Genomic DNA, 24,451 nt, shown 5'->3' with positions numbered 1-24,451 from the left:
CTACGGTTGGATTGTCAGGCGATCTCGTACTCGGCGGGCTCGAAGTCTTTCGTCGCTCGCCAGTACTGCCAGGTGAACCCGGGCCACACCGTACGGTTGACACCTTGCGAGTCCAGATACCAACTCGTACATCCGCCGTTGGTCCACACGCCCTTGGCGAGCTTGTGTTGGATGCTCTTGTTGAAGTGTTCTTGAACCTCGGCCCGCACATCAACACGCTCCGCACCTCGACTGTCGACGGCGTCGATGGCCTTCATGATGTACTTGATCTGCTGCTCGATCATGAACACGACAGAGTTGTGCCCAAGACCCGTGTTAGGTCCGAGCAGGAAGAACAGGTTCGGGAAGCCCTCGGTGGTGATGCCGAGGTGGGTATTGATGCCCGTCCGGTGCCAGTGCGACGGCAAGTCCTCGCCCCGAGCGCCCTTGAGCGCGAGTTGATCGAACCCGTCCGTGACATGGAACCCTGTGGCGTAAATGATCACATCCACAGGGTGTGACACGCCGTCAGGGGTGACGATCGAATCGGCAGTGATCTTTTCGATCCGATCGCTGATCACTGTCGTGTTGGGGGCGGCGAGCGCAGGGTAGTAGTCGTTCGATCCCAGGATGCGCTTGCATCCGATGCGGTAGGACGGCATCAGCTTCCGGCGTAGCTCGGGGTCGGTGATAGAACGCTCGATGTTCCATTTCGCCACCTTTTCGATTGGTCGCATAAGGTTGGAGTGGCCGTTGAGCCCGAAGGCCAGGCTCTCTGCGCCCCAGTAGACCGACCACCGAGCGAGGCGGCGAGTAATGGGGATCTTGCTGAGCAGCGTCCGAAGTACCGGCGGCACCGCGAAGTTCTTGCGTGGAAGTACCCAAGCCGGGGTTCGCTGGAAGACCGTGAGTGTGCCGGCGTCCTTCTGCACGAACGGCACGAACTGAATCGCGCTGGCACCGGTGCCAATGACGGCCACCCGCTTGCCCTGGAGATCCACCGTGTGGTCCCACTGTGCCGAATGGAACGCCTGGCCGGCGAACTCGTCGATTCCGGGGATGTTCGGAAAATTCGGGATGTGCAGAGCGCCGACACCGGACACGACGTACTGCGCGACGTACTCCCGGCCCGACTCGGTATGCAGGTGCCACCGAGATTCGGACTCGCTCCAGTATCCGGAGACCAACTTCTGCCCGAAGTGGATCTTCTGAGTGACACCACGCTTGTTGGAGATATCTTTCAGGTACTGCTCGATTTCGGGCTGCGAGGACCACACCTTCGACCAGCTACCGCGACTCTCGAACGAGTAGGAGTACATCAGTGACGGTACGTCGCACGCGCATCCCGGATAGGTGTTGTCGCGCCACGTCCCACCGACGGAGTCGGCCTTTTCTAGAACGATGAAATCGCTGTACCCGCGTCGGCGGAGCTGGACGGCCATACCGAGGCCAGAGAAGCCGCTGCCGATGATGAGAACTTTGGTAGTGATGGGCTCGGTTATTCCCGGGTCTGTCGCCGTGGCGGCGGACTTGGCGTTGGAGGACGGCATTGTGAAAATCTCCTGATCGAATGCAGAAAACGGACCCGCACGGCGCGCCGTGACGCGTGGCAGGTGTGGGAATGTCATCCGCCCAAGCCCACGAACCGAGGAATCCGGTCGTGGGGTCGAGGAATGGGCTGTGGGACGCGCGGACCGGGCCGGGCGTGTTAGCGCAGATCGTCGGGCAGGCTGCGCGTTGCGCGCCACATCGCCATCGTGAACTTCCCCTCCATCATTCCGGCCTCGTGGAAGAATCGGATCATCGGCTCGGACATGAACTGCAAGTTGACGCGATAGTTCGGGCTCGTCTGCTGCGCCCACAGGCCGCGCAGACGGCTGATTCCGACATCGGGATATACCTTCGGATTGATGAGCAACGGGTATGCAAAGTTCGCAATGGCCGCCAACGTGCCTCTATGCCAGGCGCGCGAGATGCGTCCGCGACGCTGCATCCCTTCCACCATTTCCAGCCGCGCGAACGTGATGTGACGGGCCTCTTCGAGAACGTGGATCTTCATGAGCTGGCGCAGCTGCGGCTGCATTTTCGGGTCATTCATCGCCTCGCGCTGAGCGCGGTCGAGGATCTCCTCGATGAGCAGAGTCGCGCCGGACACGGACGGGCCGAGAGGCACAAAGTGCAAGATCTTCGCGATGCTCAAGAACCCCTTCGGCAACTTGTACGGTGCCAGGCCCGTCTTGTTGATCAGTCGGGCGAACATCGTCGAGTGACGTGCCTCGTCGCCGATCTCGTTAAGGGCGTAGAGGGACCTTTGATCTGTCAGGGCGCCTTTGGCGGATGTTCGGAGCAGCGCCGAGCTGAGCAGATTCTCCGCGTAGATACCGAAGCTGAGGATGCTGACGATTTCGTGGCGCCCGAGTTCCGCCTTTTGCTCGTCGCTCATTCTCTCCCACAGCTTGGTGCCGTAGAGCGAGACCCGATGCTCTGGCAGGTAGTACTTTCCTTCCTCCCAGGGTGAGTCCCAATCGATGTCGATCTCCGCGTCATAGAATTTTTCGGCCGCCGCCCGCAGCAGTCGGCCGGCAGATCTCTGCATGTCGACGGGCTTGCGGGCGCTGACACGCGCAGCGCCTTCCGTTGAGACGTCGGGCTTGGTCTCCACATTTTGAACGGTCATGTGACACCTCCGTTGCGTTCCGGGCCGAGCTGAGTCTCGACTTCATACCCGTACTCCGGGTACCAGATACTGATAGTGTCTGCGCCAATGCGTTCTTTTGTCAATGTTTGATGTGAAGAAAGTGAGCCTTGCGTGTCTGACGACCACGATCTCGACTACTCCGGCGAGGGCACCTTGGTGTGCCGTGGCAAGGAGATTGCTGTCGGGGTGAAGATCAAAGGCTATTTCCAGCCCCTCAACGGCTTATACACCTGGTACGGCAGGATCGACAAGAATGATGCGCTCCACGCCGCCCTCTCGGGAAGGCGCACGGTTGCCGTCTTTGCGACACCAGAGGGACGCGCCGAGTGCGTCGTGGGCGACCCTGATTTCTGGGACCGCTATCGCATCTCGGGCACGAGCAGACCGCCGTACCACATCCCCACCACGCTCGAGGAAGTTGAGTCGATAGCAGAGAGTGAACATCAGGGTTGACCGACCCGCTTTGCGCCCTGGGCGTTCCCCAGCATCCAGTCCGATAGCGCCCAGGCGGGTGAAGCAACGCCACCAGACAGCCGATTCTTGACTGCGGTAGGCCTTCTCGAATTCGTCTGGTGTGAGGTAGTCGAGGGTGCTGTGGGAGGCGGCGTTGGTTGAACCAGTCGACCCATCCCATCGTGGCGAACTCGACATCGTCGATGGTCTTGAGCGGGCCGTTCAGGAACGGGCTTCTCTTCGATACTGCCTCGGTCTTGAACAACCCAATTGTGCTCTCGGCCAACGCATTGTCGTACGCATCCCGACACAGCGGATCGATGCCGCAATCCCCTCGCAACGCTGCCACCCGCGACGGCAAGCTCGAGTACCGCACATCAGTGGCGCAATGGAAAGCCGATCTTGCGGCAAGGCGACCCAAGGTAGCCAAACTCGTTGAACACGAACCTCTTCGAGAGTACGTGCAGGAAGTGCTCTCGGGCGTGATCCGCGACGAAAACGGTGAGGTCTGATCATCGGGCTGGGCAGGTCCGCAGTGGGTACGCTTGTCGAACGCACCAGCAGATTCACCACGTTGCTGCATCTGCCACGTAAGGATGGGTACGGGGATGCGCCCCCGGTGAAGAACGGGCCGGCGTTGTCCGGTTACGGATCGGAGTCGGTCCGCGATGCACTCCAGGCTGCGATGACACCGCTGCCGGAGCACCTGCGCAGATCGGTGACCTGGGACCGCGGCGGAGCTTGCACGTCATGCGGAGTTGACCGCAGAAACCGGGATCCGTGTGTACTTCTGCGACCCGTACAGCCCCTGGCCGCGAGGACCGAACGAAAACACCAATGCATTGCTGCGACAATACTTTCCGAAGGGAACCGATCTCGCTCGATACCGTCGAAGTGACGTTCAGGCCGTGACGGATGCACTCAACAACCGCCCGCGCAAAACACATGGGTGGCGAACCCCAGCGGAAGTGCTTGCAGAGCAGATACGCTCGGCTTCACGGCACTGTGTTGCGACGACAGGTTGAATCCGCCCTGACTGCCGGCACCGCTGTGATGGATGAGCCCTGAGCCGACGCGGCGTCCACCGTGATCTCGTCGCCACAACGCCATCTTCAGCGCCGTGGTGACCATCGCTGTGTCTTTGACCGTCGGCACGGCGAGGAGGCCTGCAAAATCCCGACATTCCCGATTATGTCGGTGTTCGACCACTCGCAAACTGACCCGATCGAGTGGCACCCGCAACCCGAAGAGATCACCCAACTCCTCACCGGCGTCGACCCCGCCGACATCTCCGACATCTGCGACCGCGTCGAAGAATGAGTACCGTCCTGCATCTTGCTCTTCGTGGAACTCCTTCTGCGGAGCCGCCGCCTCATTCAGCTGGGCCATAGTCCTGAATTTGCCAGCCCTGGGCGGTTTTCGTCACGACCACCTTCAACAATGTCGGCAGTTCACTCGGTTGTGGATTCTGCACGTTCTGCGTCTTCTGGCTCGCGAAGACCATCACCGTGTATTCTTCGTCGGTGTCACCGGTGTCACCGGTGACGCTGGTGACGCTGGTGGCCAGAACGCGTCCCGACGCCTGCACCTGGGCCTGCTGGATAATCTGGGTCAGCGTCGGCCGAACCTCGTCATACCGCTTGACTAGAGCCTCACCCGCGTCCTCTTTGACTGCCGCGAAAAAGGCGTCGGTGTTCTGGTAGCTGTAGGTCAGGGATCTGGTCGTGTAATCCGAGGCGGCCTTCGCCGCGGCGGCCCGTTGCGCGGCGTCGTTTTCCAATACCGACTTCGCTTCGTCGGCCTCGAGGTAGAGGTAGGCGAACACGCCGGCCAGCACAGCGAGCACCACGATCACGGCCGAAACCACCACGGCACGTGATCGCGGCGATGCTGACCAGCGGTGCCCACCTGGCGAGGGGGGTTCGACGTCGCTGTCTCCAGCCCCAGCCGTGGCTACGGCGGACGCGGCTGGGGCGTTTTCGTCCATCAGTAGATCGCCATCCGGCGTCGCTGCTGCCGCGCTGTCCTCGACCTCAGTGGGCTCGGGGTGCGGTTTCGTTCGGTCGTCATTTGTCATGTGGGACCTTCTGTGTACTTACGGTGACAGTCGCTTGCGGACGGGGCGTCACCGTAGTGGCGGCGACACGGTGACGGGGACCTCGGCGCGACCTGGTCGCGACGCCGGGAAAGTTCGGCCGAGGAGGTCGCCGATCGACCCGAAGTCGACGTATGTGTCGGCGACTTTCTCGGTCGCCGGTTTCACCGCCCGGGTGATCGTCAGCAGATCCGGCTGCAGGATCTGAATATAGCCGTTGAGCTTTTCCACAAGCTTCAACACGGGAGGCCACTTGTCGTACGAGGTGGTTGTGAACCTGATGAACGCCCGTTGAAGCCGCGCAAACCCGTTCACGGCGTCAGGGGTGCGTACAGATGCCGTAGTGAGGACGTCCCCGGCATTGGACAAGAGGCCGAGCAGGAACTCGGCGTTGTCCGCGGTCACCCGGACGGACCCATCTTTGCCGACGAAATCGACTACACGGTGCATCATGTCGCCGATCGTGTCGAGGTCGTCCTGCCGTCCGGCGACGGCCTCGGCGACGGTCTTGTTGATGGACTCGATCGATTCCGGGTCGAGCCCATCTGCCACTGCAGCCAACTTTGGCAACACCTGGGGAACCGATTGCGACACGTGCACCGCGTCCGCGGGCACCACGTCTCCGTTATCGAAGTACCCACCGGTTGCCGTGCCCGCGGGCACGAAGTTGATGTACTGTTCCCCCGCGAGCGACAGATTCTGGATAGACATCTCGCTGTCCTGGGGGATCTTGTGGTCGGAATCGATCGTCATCTCGACCTTAATTGCCGAATCCGCGACGTTGATCGAGGACACCTTTCCGACGGGTACCCCCCGCACCATCACCGGCGATGTGTCCAGCAGACCGCCTGAGCTGTCGATGATGGCGGTTAACGAGTACTCGGAGCGGGTGGGGTTGATGTGTGCCACGCCGACGACGAGGTAGCCGAGCCCTACGACGAACACGACGGCGAGAGCCAGTATCGATATGAGCGTGCTGCTGCGGTTCACGGCATCATTCCGATTGATCTCAACACGGTTATGAAGGATTCGGCGTCACGCCGCGCTAGGTCCCGACCATCGATGGAGATGTCCGAGAGGTTGATGTCGGGCGACCGCACGAATGGAATGAGTTTGTCGCGGATGACGCTCGTTGCCTGCTCCGTGACGGACTTCGAGTAGATGTCGGAGTTGGCGATCGAATCGATCACCGGGGCGATCCCGGCCACTGACTCCTTGATCCGTAAGTACTCCGGATCCACGATCCTGCCCGCGGACACAGCGAAATCACGCGAGTTGGCGATGAGTAACGCGACCTCGATCAGGGAGTCGCCGAGGCCAGAAAAGTTGCGTCCGCCCTTGGTCAGCATCCGGTCGATTCCCGACGGATCGTCCAAGATCACTTTCAGAGTCTGATCAGCCGACCTCAACACTACGTCGAGTTTGTCGGTATTCGAGGAGACCTCCGAGACGGTCTCCAGCGTTGTCTGATACAGGGCGTCGAATTGCTGCGGGTCCTTGGGGAACGTGGTGTTCAATGTCGAGATGGCGGTGTGGATCTTGTCGAGCTCACCGCCGCCGAGGACATTCGCCATTCCGCGCATGACGTCCTCGACATTTGCTGCCGGCTCGGTCCGTGCCAGCGGGATCACCGAACCCGACCGCAGCAAGGCACCCGTCGACGGCTCGGCTGGGGGAAGGATGGCAACGTAGATCTCACCAAGGAGAGTGTCCTGACGTAGCTCGGCTCGCGATTCGCCCGGCAGCTGAGTCGTGTTGTCGATGCGAGCTTTCACGACCGCATGCCCGTTCTCGTACGTGACATCTTCGACGAACCCGACGCTGATTCCCCCCGAGAGAACTTTTGCGAGGGCTGGCAGGTTGAGTGCGCTGGTGAACTCCATCTGGATGTCGTAGCCGTCCGCGTCGGAGGTCGCTATCGTCGGCGGATTGTCGGCGTTGATCCCACACGATGTTACGAAAACTATCGTTGCCATCAGTGCGACTATCGTGGGTCCGAGGCGTGCCCGGTTGACCGAGATCATCAGGCCCCTCCACCCATCATCCCGGCGATCGTCCTTGATGCATCGCTGGACCTGCAGACGCCGTTTGCCACCGGCGCGGCGCAGCTACTGACGAGGCTTCGCAAAGGCAGCGACACTGCGAACGCCTGCACAATTGACTTGGCATCGGGGTGTTTCACGATGAGGTCTGCCGTGCGGGCTGCTACTGCTGCCATCATGTCCGGCTGCTCTCCCATGTCGGCGATGAGCGGAACGGCAGCATCACCGATCGCGAATATCGGGGGACCGAAATCTGTTGCGAGCCGCGAGAGGATCGGTACGAACGTCCCCGCGTACTCGACTGCCGCGCCGAAGGTCTGGCCGTACGCGATGATGACCTCGATGGCACCGACGAAGTTGTCGAAGAGGGCGGTCAGCTCTTTGTCGTTCTCGGTTGCCACCCCCGTCAGTGTTGCGAGGTTCCCGACGATCCTGCGAATCTGTCCATCCCGCTTGGCCGGGTCGTTGATGAGCGTGGCTGAGTCCTTGATGATCCCGGCCACGTCGCCCTGCGTTCCTTCCAGATTGCGGGAGACGAGCTCGAGGGACTGCAAGATCGCGTCGGTGTTCCTGCCGTTGTCCTTGACCAGGTCCTCGGACAAGTTGCTGATCGAGTCGAGCGTCTGACTGATTCCCAGCGGGGTTCTCGTCTTACTCAACGGAATGCACTGATTCGTCTCGTATCGGGCTCCACCGGAGTACGGCTTGGTGAACTCGATTTGACGTTCGGTCACGATGGATGTCGACACCATAGTCGCGCCGACGTCGGCGGGCAGCGGCACGCTCTTGTCGATCCGCATTTCGATCCTTACACCGGACTGATCACTATTCTGTTGCACCCCGACGACGCTGCCTATCTTCTTGCCGAGCATGGCTACTGTGTTGCCTTCGAAGAGGCCCGATGCGTCGGTGAACTCGGCACACAGGGAGCGCGTGTCGTCGGACACCCTCCCCCCTATTTCCACACTAGCGACCACCACAACCACCACGGCGATCAGGAGCAACAGTCTTCGGATCCATGTAGTCAACATTTGTCGTCACCACTCGGAATGCACACACGAACCTCTGGTTCTGTGGTAGTCGACGCACCGACCGGCGCCTGGAGGAGGACGCCGAGGCGCTGAGTGATCTGATCAACCTGGGCCAGGGCATCGGAGTAGCCTGGCAGCTCTGACGACACCTTGTCGAGGAGCGTCTTGTATTGTTGGACAGACGGTTCGATTCCATCGCTGTAAGCCACGAGCGGCCTCGTGAGAAGTTTGAACAGACGACTGAGAAGGTCGAACCCGCCGCGGACGTTCTCGATATCAGGTCCCAGCGTACTGGCAACGAAGCTGAGTTGACGGAGAAAGTCGACCAGCATCTGCTTTTGATCGGCGAAAGCGTTGACGTATTCATCGGATAGAGCGACCGCTTTGTCGAGCTGACCGTACTGTCGCTCTAAGAGTTCCATCAAACTGCTGGTGTTCCTCAGTGCGTCGGGAATGTTTGTGTTGCCGTCGGAGAACGCATTCTGCAGCAGCGACGCAGTCTGACGGAGATCGACGCCCTTTACATCGCGGAACACCGGCGTCGTCGTCTCGAGCGTGTCCGAAATGTCGTAAGTACTCGATGTCTGAACAAGGGGGATCGCCCCCGACAGCGAGGTCGGTCCTGACCCTGGGTCCAGATCCAGAACTCGCCCGCCGATCGGCGTGATCAGGCGAACCGCTGCGGTGGCATCCGAACGGACTGGCACTGAGTCGTCGAGTCGAAATTCGACTGTGATAAACGTTCCCGCGAGGTCCACCGACGACACCGTTCCCTGTCTTATCCCCGCTATACGCACCTGATCACCCGACTCCAGCCCTCCGGTGTTGACCAGTTGCGCCGAGTACACCTTTTGGCCGGGCGGTGCGATATACACGGTCCCGGCGATTACCAGACCGACCACCACGGTCACCACCACCACAGCGGCGACGATGAGGTCGCGTCTGCGTTCGGACTGGTGATGCGGTCGATTTCGACTGAACAACCTCACTTACACACCACCAATCGTTGCCCCATAAGCGCAATCGTAGCTGTATCCGGCAGGGGCAGAAGGCCTTTCGAACATCGTGCCTCAGTCGGCGTGGAATTCGTCGAAGCGTTCAGCGAGTCCATAAGGGGCTTGAGCAGTACCGCGCCATTCAGTAGCCCCTCCAACTCCCCGGGTTCTCGCGCCAGACGCTGATAGATCGTCGCGAAACTCTGGTCGTACGTTGACTCAAGTTGCTCCCCGGCGATGACAGTTTTCTCCATGGACCGGTTGATCTCGCCTAGCGACTCCCGCAACCGGTCACTCACGCGGCTGAACTCGTCGACGATCGATCCCAGCTTGTCGACGAGTTCGACCAGCTGCGCCGAGCGGCCTTCGAGTTGGTCGGAGACCTGGCCGAGGCTCGTCACAATATTCGTGATGATCTCAGACCGCTGGTCCCCGTAGGCGGTGATGTTGGCGACCTGCTCCAGAACAGGCGATATACCCCTCCCATCACCTTGAGCAACGCGCAACAAGTTGGACTGCAGTTCATTGATCTCGTCGGCGTTAAGCGTGTCGAACACCGGCTTGAACCCGTTGAACAAGGTGGACACATCAAATGAGGGAACGGTCTTGTCGAGCGCCACCTGTGTAAGCGCCGCCCCCTGTGTCTTTCCCTGTGCCGCACCGATCAATTCGACATATCGCTGTCCGAGAAGATTCTGATACCTCACGGCGGCGGTAGTGCTCGACGTGATCGCGACGTCGTTGTTCAGTTGGAAATGAACGACCGCGGTGGGCCCTTTCAGGTCGATCGCCGTCACATATCCGACCTTGACTCCCGCCAACCGCACACCGTCGCGAGGCTTGAGCCCGGATGCATCGGAGAAGACCGCAGATCGTTCAGAACTCGGTCCGTCCGAGCTGGGTTCGAGGATGGCGATGATCACGTAGGTGAGAACGCCGATGACTGCGGCGAACGCGACGATCTTGACGATGGTGGGAGTTAACGACTTGAGCTTCATCTTCTTGGTCCTCCTGCTGCAAGCGCGCTCTGCAGCGCAGGTGACGTCTGCACTACCAGGGCGACCTGAAGTTGTACTCGCTCGCCGACTTGCGGCGTGGCGTTGTCGATGCTGTCCAGGATCTGCGGGATGGTGTAAATGGTCTGCGCGAGTCCCGATGCCGATCTGGCGACCGGCCTCGCCAGATCGAGGCCGACGTCCAGTAGTGAACTCAACGCCGGGTAGTTTTCGCTCAACAGTCCTAGTCCCCCGAACAGAAACTCGTTGTAGCTGTTGAGGTTGCCTGTGGCCTGTTTGATGGCCTCGTCGGTGGCGAAGAAGTCAGCGACGTCGACGTTTATGAGGATGCCCGGAACGAACGGCGTCATGAAATCGGCTACACCCTGGGACAGGTCTGCTGCGATCGCCAAATCCTGGCCCACTGGACGCTGTTGAACGTCCCGAGTGAGCTGCGCGATCTGGAACATGAGCTTGCCGGCGTCGGCAAACGTTTGGGAATCATCGACGACAAACTTCACCACAGAATTGAACGCCGGCTGATCGAGAGCATCGACCAGCTTCGAGAGTTTTCGAATCAGGGTCGATACCGACGTTTGTTCGGACTGCTGCTTGTTGACATAGACACTGCCGCCATCACCGATTAACTCTCCCCGTCCGGGGTCAACAATCTCCAGTGCCGTTGGCCCCAGCGCGCTGGCGGACGTGTAATTCACGGCCAGGCCCTGACGCAACCGGATGTCGTCGTTAGCTCCGGTGAGCTCGATTTTCACATTTACACTTTGGTCGCGCCCCGACACCGAGGACACCTTGCCCACCGTGAAGCCCCGATACTTCACCTCCGATCCGCCCTTCAGCCCGTCACCAATCGCGTCGGTGGTGATCGTCACTGTCGTGTTGTCTTCATATTTTCCGGTCGCGTTTCCCACCAGAAGATAGCCGGCAACCGTCACTACGACGAGAACCCCGATCCCGCGCAGGGTCAAGTTCGCCAGTGAGGGCGCGCGTCCTGATGGATCTTGAAATACAGCCACTTGAAACTCCTAGCCCGAAATCTGGACGCCCGAATCGAAACCCCACATCAACAGGGTCAAGATCATGTCCTCCACGACGATGATGATGAGACTGCTGCGGATCGCTCGACCAGACGCGCGGCCGACGCCTTCTGCTCCGCCGCTGGCGTAGTAACCCTGGTAGCTGTGGATGATGACGACCGATACTACGAAAATGAGGACCTTGATGACCGAGAACACCAGATCCTGCGGTTTGAGGAACGCATTGAAATAGAAATCGTAGGTGCCACCTGACTGGCCGTGTAGAAGGATGACGACCAGCTTGGCCGCGCCGAAACTGAGTATCAGCGTTACGATGTAGAGGGGGATGATGGTAGTGATCGCCGCGACTACACGCGTGCTGACGATGTACGGAATCGGCCGCACCGCCATCGACTCGAGCGCATCGATCTCTTCAGCGATACGCATCGAACCTATTTCCGCAGTGAGGCGACAGCCGGCCTGGGCTGCGAAGCCGATCGCGGCGATCATCGGTGCCAACTCTCGAGTGTTGGCGTATGACGAAATGAATCCCGTAAGAGACCCCATCCCGACCAGGTCTAGCGAGGCGTAGCCCTGGATGCCGATGGACGCCCCGACAGCCATTCCGAGAATCACAAGCACGATCGCGGTACCCCCGCCGACCAGTACAGCGCCTCGTCCCCAGGCAAACTCCTGTATGAATAAAAACGTCTGTCGTCGATAGGTGGTTGCGACGTGCCGAATTCCGGCGACGGTGTCGATGGTAAATGTTGTAATGTGCCCGAGCTGCGCGGGGACCTCAGCGAGGGGCGTCACAGCACGCACGATCGGACGAGTAACCGAAGTATAACGGGTGGATGGTACTGCGGTCACGTGTTCTCCGTCATCCGATGGTCTGCGGGACGAACATGATGGTCAGTTGGGTGATGAACACGTTGATGACGAAGCACGCCACCACCCCTAGGACCACGGTGGCGTTGACAGATGTAGCCACACCTTTAGGGCCACCTTTCGTGGACAGGCCCCGATGACACGCGATTGTCACGACCACGAGACCGAACACCACTGACTTGATCAGCGCTACAAGGATGTCCGCCGATGATGCGAACGATGCGAACGATGCGACGTAGCTCCCCGGCGTGATGCCCTGGACGTTGACGCTAAGGATGTAGCCGGCCACGAGACCGGTAAACACGATGAGCATGCATAACATCGGAGCGACGATGAGAACCGCGACGAATCGAGGTGCGACGAGTCGACGTGTCGAATTTAGTCCGAGCGTCTCCATGGCATCGATTTCTTCACGGACGGTGCGTGCGCCAAGGTCAGAGGCGATGGCCGACCCTGCCGCACCACCGAGCAGGAGCGCGGTGACGATCGGTGCCCCCTGCTGAATGATCCCGAGTCCACCGGCGGCTCCGGCGATAGATGTGGCCCCGACCTGCTGGGTTAGACTTCCGACCTGCACCGAGACGATGACGCCAAACGGAATCGCGACCAGGATCGCTGGCAACGTCGTTACGGTGATGACGAACCACGTCTGTGTGACAAACTCCCGAAACGGAAACCGTCCGGTGACAATATCGCGCACGGCCCACCGCAGTGCCTGGCCGGCGAGGGCAATCGAATTTCCAAAGGTCACAAGACTGGCTGTCGCTCGACCAGCAATTTCTGTATAGATACCGGTCTCCTCTTCTGTCTGCGCAGCTCGTCGCGATAAGGTGTTCGCACAGTATCAGGTACGTGCATACCTGATACATGGTTTCGGGAACTTCCGTCGGATTAATCAGCTGACAGGTTGGCGTGTCCCCAAGTGAACGGAGCCATCTCGATTTAGAGCCTTGTTGCCCATGAGCTGGGCGGATAGGACGATGGAAAACATGGCTGGACGGAAACGCAACTCTGTCGAGGACATCGTGCGCAAGCTGCGCAGTGCCGACGAACTGACCGCTGCGGGCAAGACGCAGGAGGAGATCGCGGCGGCGCTCGAGGTGTCGGCGGCGACGTTGTACAACTGGCGGCGTCAGTACGGCGGGATGGACACCGATGCCGCGAAGGAACTCAAAGAGTTGCGCGAGCAGAACGGCAAGCTCAAACGGTTGCTCGCCAAGGCCGAGCTGGAGAAAGATGCACTGCGGGAGGTAGCGAAGGGAAGATTCTGAGCCCAGCCGCCAAGCGCAGCGCTGTCGACATGCTCGTGTACACCATGAGTCTGTCGAAACGACTGGGCGTGCGAAGCTGTTGGGCTTACCCGCTCCACCTACGCACGAACACCGATCGCCGACGCAGCCCTGAGGGCCGCGTTGCGGACGTACGCAGGCTCGCATCCACTGCACGGCTTCCGCCGCGCCTGGGCGCATCTGAGGCACGACGAGGGGCTTGTCGGTGAACAAGAAGAAGGTCCACCGGCTCTGGAAGGAGGGTCTGCAGGTTCGAATCTACCATCCCCGCAAACGCGCCGGCATCAGTTCATGACCGCAGGTCGAAGCCGATGCCCCGAAAGTGTTGTGGGCTAAGGACTCTCAGTTCGATTCGACCGTCGATGGTAAGGCGATCAAGATCGCGTCGATGATCGACGAACACACCCGGCAGTCCCTCTTGAATATCGTAGAGCGGTCGATCACCGCACAGCGGCTGACCGGCGAGCTCGACAAGACGTTCGTGCTGTGGGACGGGCCGCCGCAAGTGCTGCGGATGGACAACGGTCCGGAGTTCATTTCCCATGTGCTGCAACATTTCTGCGCGACCGTGTCGGTATCTCCTACATCCAGCCGGGGACGCCGTGGAACAACGGACACATCGAATCCGTCAACAATCGACTACGGAGGGCCTCAACCGCAATCACTGGACGAGCTTGCTCGAAGCGAGGGTGGTGATCGAGGACTTCAAAGACCACCACAACCATCGACACCGGCACTCATCACTCGGATACCTCACGCCGCCCTGGGGGTCCCTCCCGCTTGCGGGGGCGTACGCTGCCCGATGCACCCACAACCACCAACCGGTCGAGGGCTGCGAGGTCGCTGAATCAACTACACCGTGGATCTAGAACACGGTGGCCCGACTTATCGGGGACCTGCCAAGGTCGCCTCGTCGAGCGTTGAAAACGTCGGCGAGGTTGCAGATGAGGGTCATCCACCCCGCAGCCCAGTGGCTGGCGTCGTGATCTGATCGGCCCAGGGATTCGGACACTAGACCCGCTTGGAATAGGGATCTACAAGCATGAGCAGATCGCGTCGATCTTTCAGCACCGAGTTCAAAGACGAACTGTGCCGAGAGGTCATCGACTCTTCCAAGCCGATCAGTGAGGTCGCCAGGGCGTACGGTGTCGGCGACGACAGCTGCAGCACAGTGCGATGCGCCCCGTGTACCGCGCGCCATCGAACGACGGTGGGCATCATCTCGTGATGGCGGACAGCGAGCGTGAAGCAGACTCCAGGGACTCCACCAGGATCAGCTCGAGTTCCGACAGTCTGGCAGCCGACACGGCCACCGCAGCTGCGCGTGTTCGTACATCGAGACCGCGTTGTGTTCCGGCGCGGGCAGTTTCGGTCCAGGCCTGGGCGCAGTGATCGGCGGCCACCGCGAGGTCTGCGGTAGCGGGATCACCGGTCAGACGTGCAATCTCGGTACAGCCGTCGGCGAGAAGCCGACGAAAGAGCCCGCCTCCGGTTCCGGCCTTTTCGATGAAGATACCGAGACTGAACAGCAGCGTCTCGAGGTCATCGGGCGGAAGGTCGACCCAGCTCTTGACGTCGGTTGCCAGCTGGTCGACCGCGGCCAAACCGTCGGCACCGGCTGCTGGTATGTGGTCGGCTATTCCCGGTGTCGATGGGGCGTGCATGCTGGCGGCGGATCGGGCGAAGGCCGCGGCCGCGGCAGTCGACACGGGCGGCAGTGTCTGCGGCCACGTGATTCGGTACGTGCAGTGACGTGTCGGTTGCGGGAACGAGGTGGAAGATCGCGCCCGAGCCAGCGCGTCGAGCGGGATCTTCTGCACGTCGGCCCGATCGTTGTCGACGACCGAGGCAGTCCCCCCGATCTCGTCGTAGCCGATCACCACGATGTCGTGGCGACTCATCTGCAGTTTCACCCGTAAGTAGGGCAGCTCAGCGATATCGGCCCAGACCAGACTGGGTCTTCCCGCATCGATGTCGTCGCGAACCCATGACCATCCCTCACCGGGATCGTCGGTCGTGAGAACCTCGACTTGTCCGCCGAGCCTGCGCGGTAAGTCGATCTCGAAGTCGGCACCGCGGCCGACCAGGTACATCGGTGGGACCAGGTCGTCCGATCGCAGGTAGGACAAACCGAGATCACCACCCAGTGCGAACACCAACCCCTCGTCGGGTGGTCCGTCCCATCCCAGACCGTGCCACTGGAGAAGGTCTCGCATTGCACCTGACCCGCAGTGCCCTCCCATCCGGTGGGGATAGTTCTCGATCAGAGTCGTGGGGGTCACTGTGGCTGCCTTTCGGGTGGTTGGTCGAGCGCGCGTGTCGGCATGCTCAGCTGTTCTGGATTCTGTCGAGATACGTTCGGCGAGCAGTCATGTCGACGTCCGCGAGGAACACCGAATCTGTGTTCAGGGCCGCACCCAGTCCGGTCGCCAGCCGCCGGGGGACGAATTTCACCGCCGCGACCATTGCGCCTGCGAGACGGGTGACGCGGACGAAGGGGCGTGGATTCTCGATCAGATCTGCTGTCGCGCGGGCGATTTCCTCCGGCTCGGCGTTGCGTAATCCCTTTGCGCCGGCGGTTCCGGCGACGAGTTCGGTGTTGGTGAACGTCGGGCGGACTGTGGACAGTCGAACCCCTGACTTGCGGTACTCCAGTCGTGCGGCCTCTGTGAATCCGATGACTGCGAACTTGGTAGCGCAGTAGGTCGCCAAACCAGGTACCGCGAGCTCGCCGGCCAATGACGCAGTGTTGATGATGTGTCCGGTGCGGCGCGGCAGCATGCGCTGAAGAGCCAGTTTGGTCCCGAAGATGACACCCAGGACGTTGATCTCGACTTGACGCCGGGTTACTGCATCGTCCTCTTCGTGGGCGTGGCCGGTAGGCATGATGCCCGCGTTGTTGATCAGGATGTCGAGGGGTCCGAGTTCACGTTCGACCAGGTCCAGAAACGTTGTGAACGAGTCAGGTTCGGTGACGTCGAGTCGGGTGACGACCTTCACCCCGAGTTCGGCGGCGGCCTCCTTCGCACGTGCCTCGTCGATGTCGCCGATGGCGACCCGGTGGCCTCGTCGAATCAACTCCTTCGCTGTCTGATAGCCGATGCCGCGAGCTCCACCTGTGATCGCCACGGTCCTGGCGGGGGTGTGAGGTGCGTTGTTTGTCATCTGCTGCGCTCCTTGCATAGATGAGAGACATCGGTAGACGCCTGTCGGCCCGCTCTCGCGGTAGCGGCTGCGCACACGGGAGAGGGATATGGGTATCGCGCGTCGTCTCGTGCCCGGGGAGGCGTTCGGATCGGTCGTTCATCGCCCGCAGCCGCAATTCCAGCGGCAGAGCGAGTCTCGTCTGTTCGGTGCAACTTCCGGTGTCGGCCTTACCACGGCCGCGGCGACGAGACAGTCATGTGGCACAGCTCTGCCAGCAGGTATCGGCTCACCCGATTCGAAGGTGTCCGAGGCGGTCCGAGTGTTCACGATCGCGATTGTTCGCGGAGAGAGCTCCGACCGATCGGCAGTCGGCCGCGATACGGGGTTCGGCGCGTATGTTCTCACCGCTTGTGTTCATCGAGACTCCCGCGGAAGGTTTCGATCCCCGGGAGTTTCGTCCGGCCGGGTGCGGCCGGTGAAAACATCATCGAGTGGGTGAGCGCCCGTGAAGATCGTGGGGCCGTAGGCGTGCCGAAGCACCGTCAAGATCGCGTTCAAGGGTAGGTCGTCGAAGACTCCTCGCTCGCGGACATACTCCATGTGCTGGGCTCCGTCTGCGGTGAAGGCATGCATGAGAGCATCGCGATCGCCGTCGAATTCCACTGGCGGCACGCCGAAACGAGCGCACAACTCGACATTGAATGCCGGCGTGGCCTTCAACCACCGGCCCTCGATGTAGAGGCGACTGTAGCCGTGGTAGACGAACAGGTCGGTGCCGCCCATCAGCGTGCGCAACGTCTCGGTCTGCAGGTGATTTCGGACGTCGGCGAAGCCGAGCAGTGCTGGGATACCCGCCGCCCGGCACACTGCGGTCAACAGCACCGCCTTCGGGACGCAGTAAGCGCGCCCGGCCTCGAGGACGAAGCTCGCTCGATAGTGGGCCGGATCGTCCGACACGGTGTATGGGTCGTACCAGATTCGGTCGCGGACGGCGGCGAAGAGGCGTCTGGCCTTGTCACGGTCGCTGCTCGCATCTCCGATTGCCGCGGCGGTGAACGCCCGCACGGATTCGTGCTCGATGTCGAGGAAGTCCGTTGCTCCCAGGTATGCGTGTGGTGGCTGCGTAGTATGTGCTCCGGGCGGGCGGTCTGTCATGGTCATCGCTGATGTTCCCTTCTCTGAGCAAACCGGTTGCTGTTGTGTGCACAACGACCGAAGGATCGGTCAGTTGCGCGCGAGTCCGCCGAGCATCAGGTCTTCGCGTTGGACGGGGAGTCGCTGGGCGATCACCCGTTTGCTGTACATGAACTCGCGCGGGCGACCTATGCAGTCGGCGGCAATGAGCTCACCGGCCTGGAGATAGAAGCAACTGAAATCACTGTCGCGGGTGGGGTCACCGCTGAGAACCACTTCGTCGTATCCAGTGTTGAGGCCGGCGATCTGCAGCTTGAAGTGATACTGATCCGACCAGAACCACGGCAACGCTTCGATTTTTCTGGACTTCCCGCAGGCGGTCGACGCAGCGACTTTGGCCTGCTCTCCTGCGCTCGAGACGGACTCCAACCGTAGTCGACGGCCGTAACGGGCCATGTCGTGGCTCGCGCAGTCCCCCGCCGCCATGATGTCGGGGTCGTTGGTCCGAGTGTGATCGTCGATCACGATGCCGTTGTCGATGACAAGACCCGCATCGGCGGCGAGGTCGGTGTTCGGCTCGACGCCGACACCGACGATGACCAGATCTGCGGGGATCGATTCTCCGCTGGCCAAGGTGATTTCACGAACCTCACGGTCACCGGACAGGCCCTGAACCATCGCGTTCGTTCTGATGTCGACTCCCTGTTCGCGATGTATCCGCTCGAAGAACGTCGATACCTCGGGAGCAGTGACCCGCTCGAGCACACGCCCAGTTGCCTCGAGGACTGTGACCTGTACGCCCAGTGCGCGCAGCGATGCCGCTGTCTCGAGTCCGATGTAGCCGCCTCCGACGATCACCACCCGCTGGCCAGGGCCGGTGGCCATACGGATCCTCTCGACGTCCGCTGCGGTGCGCAGGTAGTAGACCCCGTGGAGATCGGCCCCGGGAACGGTGAGCCGACGAGGGCGGGCTCCCGTGCACAGCGCGAGCTTGTCGTAGGCCAGCTTCTCCCCGGTGTCGAGAACGACGTTGCCTTCCGACCGAACGATGGTCTCCACCTGCGCGTTCAGGAGCTGAATACCTTGCTTGGAGTAGAAGTCCGTGCTGCGAATGGCGATATCGTCGAGTACGCATTTGCCCGCCAGGTATGCCTTCGACAGCGGGGGGCGTTGATAGGGAGCGGCAGACTCGTTACCGATGAGGACGATGTCGCCTGTCCAACCTTCTTGGCGCAAACTAGCTGCCAGTTGTGCCCCAGCATGGCTTGCGCCGACGATGATCGCCCGTTGCGATGTCATACGCTGGAAGTAGGCGTCAGGCGCACCATCATCTTGCTGATGCCCCGCACGAAATTCGACTGAACATACTCGGGGTCGCCGACGACCTCGATGTTCTCGAAGCGGGGAAGCAACTCCTCCCACAGAATCCGCAGCTGCATTTCGGCCAGCCGATTGCCCATACACCGGTGCACACCGAATCCGAACGCGATGTGATTGCGCGCATTGGCACGATCGATGATGAAATCATCAGGATTCTCGAAAACGCGTTCGTCGCGGTTACCCGAGGCATACCACATCACCAATTTGTCACCCTTGCGGATGAATTGTCCGTTCAGAACGGTGTCGGCTTTGGCGATTCGGCGCATGTACGCCAAGGGTGTTTGCCATCGGATGATTTCCGAGTTCATGTTGGGGATCAAATCGGGATTGGCCTTCAATTTCTCGAACTGGTCGGGGAATTGGTTCAACGCAAGAACGCCACCGCTCATCGAGTTTCGCGTGGTGTCGTTGCCACCGACGATCAGCAGGACGAGGTTGCCCAGAAATTCCATCGGACGATCGATCAGATCCTTGGTGTCCTCGTTGCTCTGCAACATGGTGATCAGATCGAAACCGGACTCTTCCCCTGCAGACCTCCTGGCTGCTTTGTCATGCCAGAGAGCGCTGAGGCCACGGGCCATGTCACGCATGCCTTCGAACACCTCGTCGTTGTCCGAGGGCCCACCGTTGGCTTGCTCCATCGAGGTTGCCAAATCGGACCAGTAGACGAGTTTGCGGCGTTGTTCGTAGGGGAAATCCAGAAGAGTTGCGAGCATCCGAGCTGTCAACTCGATCGAGACATTCTGCACCCAGTCGAACGGCTCGTTCAAGGGGAGGTCGTCCAATACCTCCCGTACGCGCGATCGGATCAGTCCCTCCATCTCCCGGAGGTTCTTCGGTGCGACAACCCCCTGGACGGCAGCGCGCTGCTTGTCGTGGTGTGGTGGGTCCATCGCGATGAACATCTCGATATCGAGAAACCGGGGCGGAACGCCGATGACGATGAACGGTTCGGCCGAGAACACAGCGTGATTCTTGTCGACGGCCACGATATCGGCATGGCGCGTGACCGACCAGAACGGGCCGAACGGACTATTGGGTTGGTAGTGCACCGGTGCCTCGTTCCGCACGCGCTCGAAGTACGACTGCCACCGCCCTTGTCTGTAAAGAAAGGGGTTACTGAGGTCGATGTCGGCGAGCTCGACATCCTCGACCGGTGGGATGGGACTTTCGACGAAGATCTTCTTGCCATTCGTGCCAGTCACCCACCGTCGGGTCTTGTCGTACAAATGAGCGCCCTGGATCTGCAGCCCTATCGGGATGGTCGACTGGACCTTGTCGGCGATCGACTCAGAAACTTTCATGCTGTCGTGCCTGCCTTTCGCACATCACAATTGGAATTCAGGTGTTCGAACGATCAGGCCATCCCACGCTTCCGAGGCCACCATCTGGCACGACAACCGAGACGTGGGTTCACGCTCGGGGTTCATCGCCAGCATCTCCTCCTCGTCGGCGCCGGACAGACCCACCTCTGTTGACCACTGCGGGTCGACGATCACATGGCAGGTGCCACAGGCCGTTTCGCCCCCACAGTCTCCATCGATCCCCGGCACAGCATTGTCGGTTGCAATCTGCATCAGCGAGCGACCTTCGACCAGAGCCGCCTCGTGCTTCTCACCATCGTGGGCGACGAAAATTACAGCTGCCATGTCAACTCCTCGTTTTCCGGCGTGATTGACGAAAGTGTCGTCGCAAACGCGGGTGACGGCTATGTTCGGTGGAGTCATAAACTTGTGAATTCGGGTCAAAGGGGTCACCGTGAAGCTGAGCGACGAGGGCGTGCCACCGCTTGCGTTCGTTCAGTTGCTCGAACGCCGCGCACTCGACCCTGACGCCGCCGCGCGGCTTCGTGTGATCATGCACCGCGAAGGAACCAGTGAAGCGACGCTCATTCAGCATGACGTTCAGGCACCGATACGGTGGTTTCGGGAGGTCTATCCCGAACTCGATATCGCCCAGGCCACTCGACTCGGATTTGCGTTTGCCGAGCAGGCCCAGTTGACATCGTTCGGGCCTCTGAGTTCACCTTTGATCAGCGCTGGTTCGGTCGCCGAGATCGTCGATCTCCTGACATACCTACCATTGATCTCCACGGCGTTGAAGTCGCAGTTCCACACCGGCGACTACGGTCTGATCGTCGGGCTCACTGCGCACACAGGCGATTCCGCACTGGACTGCTTGGTCATCACCTACGGTGGGTCGGCGTTACTACGACTGCTGGACATGCTCGCCGGTGACATATCGCCGGTGACACTCCATCTGAGCTGGCCGGAGCCGGCCGAGGTGAGCCACGACGAAGGTCCGGGGGCGAATCGCCGGTTCTTCGACGCTCCGATTTCCTTCGTCCACGTACCCGAGGAGACCCTCAACAAGGCTTGTCGCTTCTCGGACCCCCTCGCATATCGTCTCGCTATCGCTGATCTGCAGCGAACACTCGCCCAGCGGAGTGGGTCCATGTCATCCGCCGAGAAGGTGAGGCAACAGTTGGAAAAGGACCTCGGACAGCGAACCAACCATGATGTTGCACAAGCATTGTCGATGTCGAGTAGCACGTTGAAACGGCGGCTTGCCGAAGAAGGAACCACCTATAGCAAGGTGCGCCACTCGCTGCTGTACGAGCGCGCGATGCTACGGCTCCTCGACCGATCGGTTTCGGTCAGCGAGATCGCTACCGAACTCGGATACAGCGACCTCGCCAACTTCTCTCACGCCTTCAAACGCTGGACCGGACGCTCTCCGAAAGATTTCCGAAATCCCCGACTCTCAGACGACCCGGATTCGACGTAGACCCCGCAGAACGGGGTCGAGATCGATGCCTCGTTCGTTCGCGGCCTGATCGATCTTCATCTCGGAGATTTCTGAGACGTCACCGCCTCCCTGCCGTGAGAAGAAGAGTGTGTGCAAACCCGAGTACCAACCACTAGTCACTCGACGGTGTCGGCCGGCACGCGTGCGGTCTCCGATTCGAGAAAGTCGACGAGAGCTTCCAACAGGCTGTCCGCGCGGGTTTCGACATCGGCCAGGACAGAGTCCACGTCGTCGAGAAGACCGTGGGCGTGTCTACGCGCAAGCGTTCCGCGTTCGTAGTAGCCGGGGTCGAGTAGAACCCGCGGTACTGGATCCGGTGCCGCGATCTGCTCCGGATGTTGTGACCGCGCAGTGGGCTGCAGGTGGGTGGGTGCCCTTCCGTCCCAGTGCATTCGCACGATGCCCGCTACCGCACGGGCGGTCAGCGGGGTCGCAGCCAACGGGGTGTGGCCCCACCGGTCGATCGCAGTCGACAGCGGATGTTGACCGGCCGGGTCGAAATACCGGTCGTATCCGCCGAGCCCGGTGCCGTCCACGGCATCGAAAGCGTCGGCGAGCATTCGGGTGCTCGGATACCGGGCCTGATGGCCGAGCACCTCACACCAGCGCTGGTACACCGTGCGCGGAGAAATGCCCGTCCCCGCCAGCGCGAGGGAGGTGAGGGTATGAACGCCGCGGCCTGTCTCGATGCGAAGGGCGTCGAGACCCGCATCGGCGGTGACATCGCATGCCCGCAGGGCCGCGATCTGCGTGTACGGCAGACCTGTCGTAGCGAGCGTGAGGATCAGCGCGTCTCTGCGCGCGAACAACGCTGACGGCCAACCGTATTCGGGGAGTCGGGCGATGATTCCGCCGATCACGGCTGCCACCTCCTGCAGGCGCGACGTGCGGGCCCCATCCAGCGCAGCCCGGACGGTCTCAGCGCGCCCTGGAGGAGGTAATAGATGCCGATGATGAGCGGAGTCGATCACCGCGATCCGGCGGCGTTGGGTCGTCGGCGCGGCGGGGTGCGCATACAGGAACCGAGCAAGTGACTCAGGAGAGGCCGCCAATGGGGGTTCGCCATGGGCGGTGCACCAGTCCTCGAACAGTGACCACGTGTGCCGATCCCGCCTCGGTATCGACGTGTTCGTGATGTCCGATGCACGTATCGGACAAGGGCGGTCGTCGTGGTCAGCATCTACCCCTGTCGTCCCGTCGCCGCTCACTGGTTCGGTCGGGTGCCTGGTCATAGGCCGAGCTCGGTGACGGCGTTGCCGACCAGTGGCGCATTCTCGTGAGCGTATGTTTCGACCATTGCGGGTGTGGTGTGCCCGGTTTGGCGCATGATCGCATGCGCGTCGGCACCGTTGCGGAAGGCCTGCGTGACGAAGCCGGAACGGAGGGAATGCCCGCCGAGCTGGGCGACGGTGTCGGGGCCGTATCCAGCTCGAGTAGCGCGGCGGCGGATCGCCGCGTGCACCGCGGCTCCGGACAGGGCTGTGTCGGAGAGGTTGCCGTTCTTGCGGACGGACCGAAACAGAGGGGACCGTTTCTCGACTACAGGAAGGGTGCCGCGGCAGATATGGGAGTCGAATTCCACTGCGCGGGAAAGTATTCGGATGACAGCAACTCTGCCGCCGGTGTCGAACGCTGCGACGATCTGCAGCCATCGCACCCACGCGCAGACCGGACATGACTCGTGGCGGTCGGTGAACGGGAGTGCTTTCACGGTTCCGGTGCCGTCCTGGTCGGTCTTCGATTTGCGGATACGTACGTGCGCGCCGTCGAGGCGGTCGCGGTGGACATCGCGGCATTCGAGCGCTACGAGTTCGCTGCGGCGGAATGCGCCGGTGTAGCCCATCAGGAGCAGCGCAGTGTCGCGGCGTTCGAGGACCTCCGACGCCCACCCGGCCCCACCTCGACGCGCGTAATCGACGATCGTAGTGATGTCGGAGGTCAGCAGCGGTGCGCGCGGGTTACGGGGCCGCTCCCCCGCAGACGCGTAATCCCGCCGAATACCCGAGAGAGTGGCGCGCACCATCTCGTGCCCGCACGGGTTGTCGTAGCCGGTAGCGCGGTGGCGGTCCGCGACCGCCGCGATCCATTTGCCGAACGTCGACGGCGCATACGCCCGCGTCCCGTCGACGGTGAGCGTGTCGGCAGCCGCAACGAGATAGGCCGCCACCGTAGCGGGATGCGCCGGCAACGCGTGGTGCCCGGCGACGGTGCACCAGGTCTCGAAGCGTCGCCACGCCGAATCGTAGGCGCGGCGGGTAGCACCGGACCGTGCCGACGCCATCGACCGTTCGATCCGAGCGGCGACCTCGCCCGACAGGTCCGGAAACACCTCCGCACTCCTCACCGGGACGACTGAATCCGTGTCCAGGACCTCACCTAGCTGCCGATCTGCCATGACAGGGACTGTAGCGAGCACCCCCGACAGCTCTTTCGAGTTGAAACGCGCTGAGCAGGGATTTAGACGAAGACGGTGCGGGAAG

The 24,451-nt window shown here is 61.3% G+C and carries 22 protein-coding genes and 4 pseudogenes; 5 read left to right on the top strand and 21 right to left on the bottom strand.

Features of this window, described 5'->3' with window-relative positions; genetic code table 11:
• Positions 1-14: 14 nt before the first annotated feature.
• Both J1M87_RS13115 and J1M87_RS13110 read right to left on the bottom strand, forming a co-directional pair.
• A complete protein-coding gene (locus J1M87_RS13115) occupies positions 15-1,529 on the bottom strand; it encodes an NAD(P)/FAD-dependent oxidoreductase (RefSeq protein ID WP_206489917.1) in 1,515 nt (504 codons plus the stop codon).
• Positions 1,530-1,687: 158 nt separating this feature from the next.
• Positions 1,688-2,656, bottom strand: a complete 969-nt coding sequence (locus tag J1M87_RS13110) for a diiron oxygenase (protein WP_027498243.1) — start codon at positions 2,654-2,656, stop codon at positions 1,688-1,690.
• A gap of 132 nt (positions 2,657-2,788) precedes the next feature.
• Between J1M87_RS13110 and J1M87_RS13105 the strand changes: the two genes are divergently transcribed.
• Entirely contained in the window at positions 2,789-3,130 is a 342-nt protein-coding gene (locus J1M87_RS13105) for a DUF4873 domain-containing protein (protein ID WP_027498244.1), read from the top strand.
• A 96-nt stretch (positions 3,131-3,226) separates the two neighbouring features.
• Here the strand turns inward: J1M87_RS13105 and J1M87_RS28620 are convergent.
• Positions 3,227-3,434, bottom strand: a pseudogene (locus J1M87_RS28620) (integrase core domain-containing protein); the annotation flags it as partial.
• Positions 3,435-3,465: 31 nt separating this feature from the next.
• On the opposite strand from J1M87_RS28620, the pseudogene J1M87_RS13095 reads away from it, so the two are divergent.
• Positions 3,466-4,155 (top strand): annotated as a pseudogene (locus J1M87_RS13095) (IS30 family transposase); the annotation flags it as partial.
• On the opposite strand, the gene J1M87_RS13090 reads toward J1M87_RS13095, so the two are convergent.
• The 10 genes from J1M87_RS13090 to J1M87_RS13045 are packed head-to-tail and all read right to left on the bottom strand — an operon-like array spanning position 4,052 to position 12,964.
• Positions 4,052-4,519: a hypothetical protein gene (locus J1M87_RS13090; RefSeq protein ID WP_206489951.1), complete on the bottom strand. Its 468-nt coding sequence runs from the start codon at positions 4,517-4,519 to the stop codon at positions 4,052-4,054. The pseudogene J1M87_RS13095 and the gene J1M87_RS13090 sit on opposite strands and share 104 nt — an antisense overlap.
• Positions 4,503-5,207 carry a hypothetical protein gene (locus J1M87_RS13085; protein WP_181992005.1) on the bottom strand — a complete coding sequence of 235 codons (705 nt, stop codon included), beginning with the start codon at positions 5,205-5,207 and terminating at the stop codon, positions 4,503-4,505. Before J1M87_RS13085 ends, J1M87_RS13090 begins: the two co-directional genes overlap by 17 nt.
• Before the next feature lie 48 nt (positions 5,208-5,255).
• Complete coding sequence (locus J1M87_RS13080) at positions 5,256-6,215, bottom strand: MlaD family protein (RefSeq protein ID WP_307830803.1); 960 nt, start codon at positions 6,213-6,215, stop codon at positions 5,256-5,258.
• Positions 6,212-7,201, bottom strand: a complete 990-nt coding sequence (locus tag J1M87_RS13075; RefSeq protein WP_241256831.1) for an MlaD family protein — start codon at positions 7,199-7,201, stop codon at positions 6,212-6,214. The genes J1M87_RS13080 and J1M87_RS13075 overlap by 4 nt, the downstream gene beginning before the upstream one ends.
• A gap of 47 nt (positions 7,202-7,248) precedes the next feature.
• Complete coding sequence (locus tag J1M87_RS13070) at positions 7,249-8,298, bottom strand: MlaD family protein (RefSeq protein ID WP_205334194.1); 1,050 nt, start codon at positions 8,296-8,298, stop codon at positions 7,249-7,251.
• Positions 8,292-9,287 carry an MlaD family protein gene (locus tag J1M87_RS13065; protein WP_206489915.1) on the bottom strand — a complete coding sequence of 332 codons (996 nt, stop codon included), beginning with the start codon at positions 9,285-9,287 and terminating at the stop codon, positions 8,292-8,294. The genes J1M87_RS13070 and J1M87_RS13065 overlap by 7 nt, the downstream gene beginning before the upstream one ends.
• A complete protein-coding gene (locus J1M87_RS13060) occupies positions 9,284-10,291 on the bottom strand; it encodes an MlaD family protein (RefSeq protein ID WP_206489914.1) in 1,008 nt (335 codons plus the stop codon). Before J1M87_RS13060 ends, J1M87_RS13065 begins: the two co-directional genes overlap by 4 nt.
• The gene (locus J1M87_RS13055; protein WP_206489913.1) at positions 10,288-11,322 is read right to left on the bottom strand and encodes an MlaD family protein; all 1,035 of its coding nucleotides are present in this window, start codon (positions 11,320-11,322) and stop codon (positions 10,288-10,290) included. The genes J1M87_RS13060 and J1M87_RS13055 overlap by 4 nt, the downstream gene beginning before the upstream one ends.
• Positions 11,323-11,331: 9 nt before the next feature.
• A complete protein-coding gene (locus tag J1M87_RS13050; protein WP_206489912.1) occupies positions 11,332-12,195 on the bottom strand; it encodes an ABC transporter permease in 864 nt (287 codons plus the stop codon).
• Between the two features lie 10 nt (positions 12,196-12,205).
• Positions 12,206-12,964: an ABC transporter permease gene (locus J1M87_RS13045; protein ID WP_027498258.1), complete on the bottom strand. Its 759-nt coding sequence runs from the start codon at positions 12,962-12,964 to the stop codon at positions 12,206-12,208.
• A 238-nt stretch (positions 12,965-13,202) separates the two neighbouring features.
• Between J1M87_RS13045 and J1M87_RS13040 the strand changes: the two are divergent.
• A pseudogene (locus J1M87_RS13040) lies at positions 13,203-14,371 on the top strand (IS3 family transposase).
• A 173-nt stretch (positions 14,372-14,544) separates the two neighbouring features.
• A pseudogene (locus J1M87_RS28615) lies at positions 14,545-14,664 on the top strand (transposase); the annotation flags it as partial.
• Between the two features lie 55 nt (positions 14,665-14,719).
• Here J1M87_RS28615 and J1M87_RS13030 read toward each other — a convergent pair.
• The 6 genes from J1M87_RS13030 to J1M87_RS13005 all read right to left on the bottom strand — a co-directional run bounded on the left by J1M87_RS13030 (position 14,720) and on the right by J1M87_RS13005 (position 20,812).
• Positions 14,720-15,784 carry a BtrH N-terminal domain-containing protein gene (locus J1M87_RS13030; RefSeq protein ID WP_032382558.1) on the bottom strand — a complete coding sequence of 355 codons (1,065 nt, stop codon included), beginning with the start codon at positions 15,782-15,784 and terminating at the stop codon, positions 14,720-14,722.
• A 46-nt stretch (positions 15,785-15,830) separates the two neighbouring features.
• Positions 15,831-16,667 (bottom strand): SDR family oxidoreductase, encoded by an 837-nt coding sequence (locus J1M87_RS13025; protein WP_032364247.1) that lies wholly within the window; start codon positions 16,665-16,667, stop codon positions 15,831-15,833.
• A 396-nt stretch (positions 16,668-17,063) separates the two neighbouring features.
• On the bottom strand, positions 17,064-17,804 hold the full coding sequence (locus J1M87_RS13020) for a transglutaminase family protein (protein WP_032370982.1): 741 nt from the start codon (positions 17,802-17,804) through the stop codon (positions 17,064-17,066).
• 69 nt (positions 17,805-17,873) lie between these two features.
• Positions 17,874-19,082, bottom strand: a complete 1,209-nt coding sequence (locus tag J1M87_RS13015) for an NAD(P)/FAD-dependent oxidoreductase (RefSeq protein WP_032370840.1) — start codon at positions 19,080-19,082, stop codon at positions 17,874-17,876.
• Positions 19,079-20,467: a cytochrome P450 gene (locus J1M87_RS13010; RefSeq protein WP_032364182.1), complete on the bottom strand. Its 1,389-nt coding sequence runs from the start codon at positions 20,465-20,467 to the stop codon at positions 19,079-19,081. Before J1M87_RS13010 ends, J1M87_RS13015 begins: the two co-directional genes overlap by 4 nt.
• Positions 20,468-20,491: 24 nt before the next feature.
• Entirely contained in the window at positions 20,492-20,812 is a 321-nt protein-coding gene (locus J1M87_RS13005; protein WP_206489947.1) for a 2Fe-2S iron-sulfur cluster-binding protein, read from the bottom strand.
• Positions 20,813-20,921: 109 nt separating this feature from the next.
• On the opposite strand from J1M87_RS13005, the gene J1M87_RS13000 reads away from it, so the two are divergent.
• Positions 20,922-21,950 (top strand): AraC family transcriptional regulator, encoded by a 1,029-nt coding sequence (locus J1M87_RS13000; RefSeq protein ID WP_052047647.1) that lies wholly within the window; start codon positions 20,922-20,924, stop codon positions 21,948-21,950.
• A 137-nt stretch (positions 21,951-22,087) separates the two neighbouring features.
• Here the strand turns inward: J1M87_RS13000 and J1M87_RS12995 are convergent, their stop codons facing one another.
• Positions 22,088-22,831 (bottom strand): recombinase, encoded by a 744-nt coding sequence (locus J1M87_RS12995; protein ID WP_230591063.1) that lies wholly within the window; start codon positions 22,829-22,831, stop codon positions 22,088-22,090.
• A gap of 368 nt (positions 22,832-23,199) precedes the next feature.
• Positions 23,200-24,366, bottom strand: coding sequence for a site-specific integrase (locus tag J1M87_RS12990; RefSeq protein WP_032364181.1), 1,167 nt, complete (start codon positions 24,364-24,366; stop codon positions 23,200-23,202).
• Between the last annotated feature and the right edge of the window lie 85 nt (positions 24,367-24,451).

The sequence above is a fragment of the Rhodococcus sp. KRD162 genome (assembly GCF_017168335.1).
In the GTDB taxonomy this organism is placed as follows: Bacteria; Actinomycetota; Actinomycetes; order Mycobacteriales; family Mycobacteriaceae; genus Rhodococcoides.
This window is presented reverse-complemented; position numbering and strand designations above follow the sequence as displayed.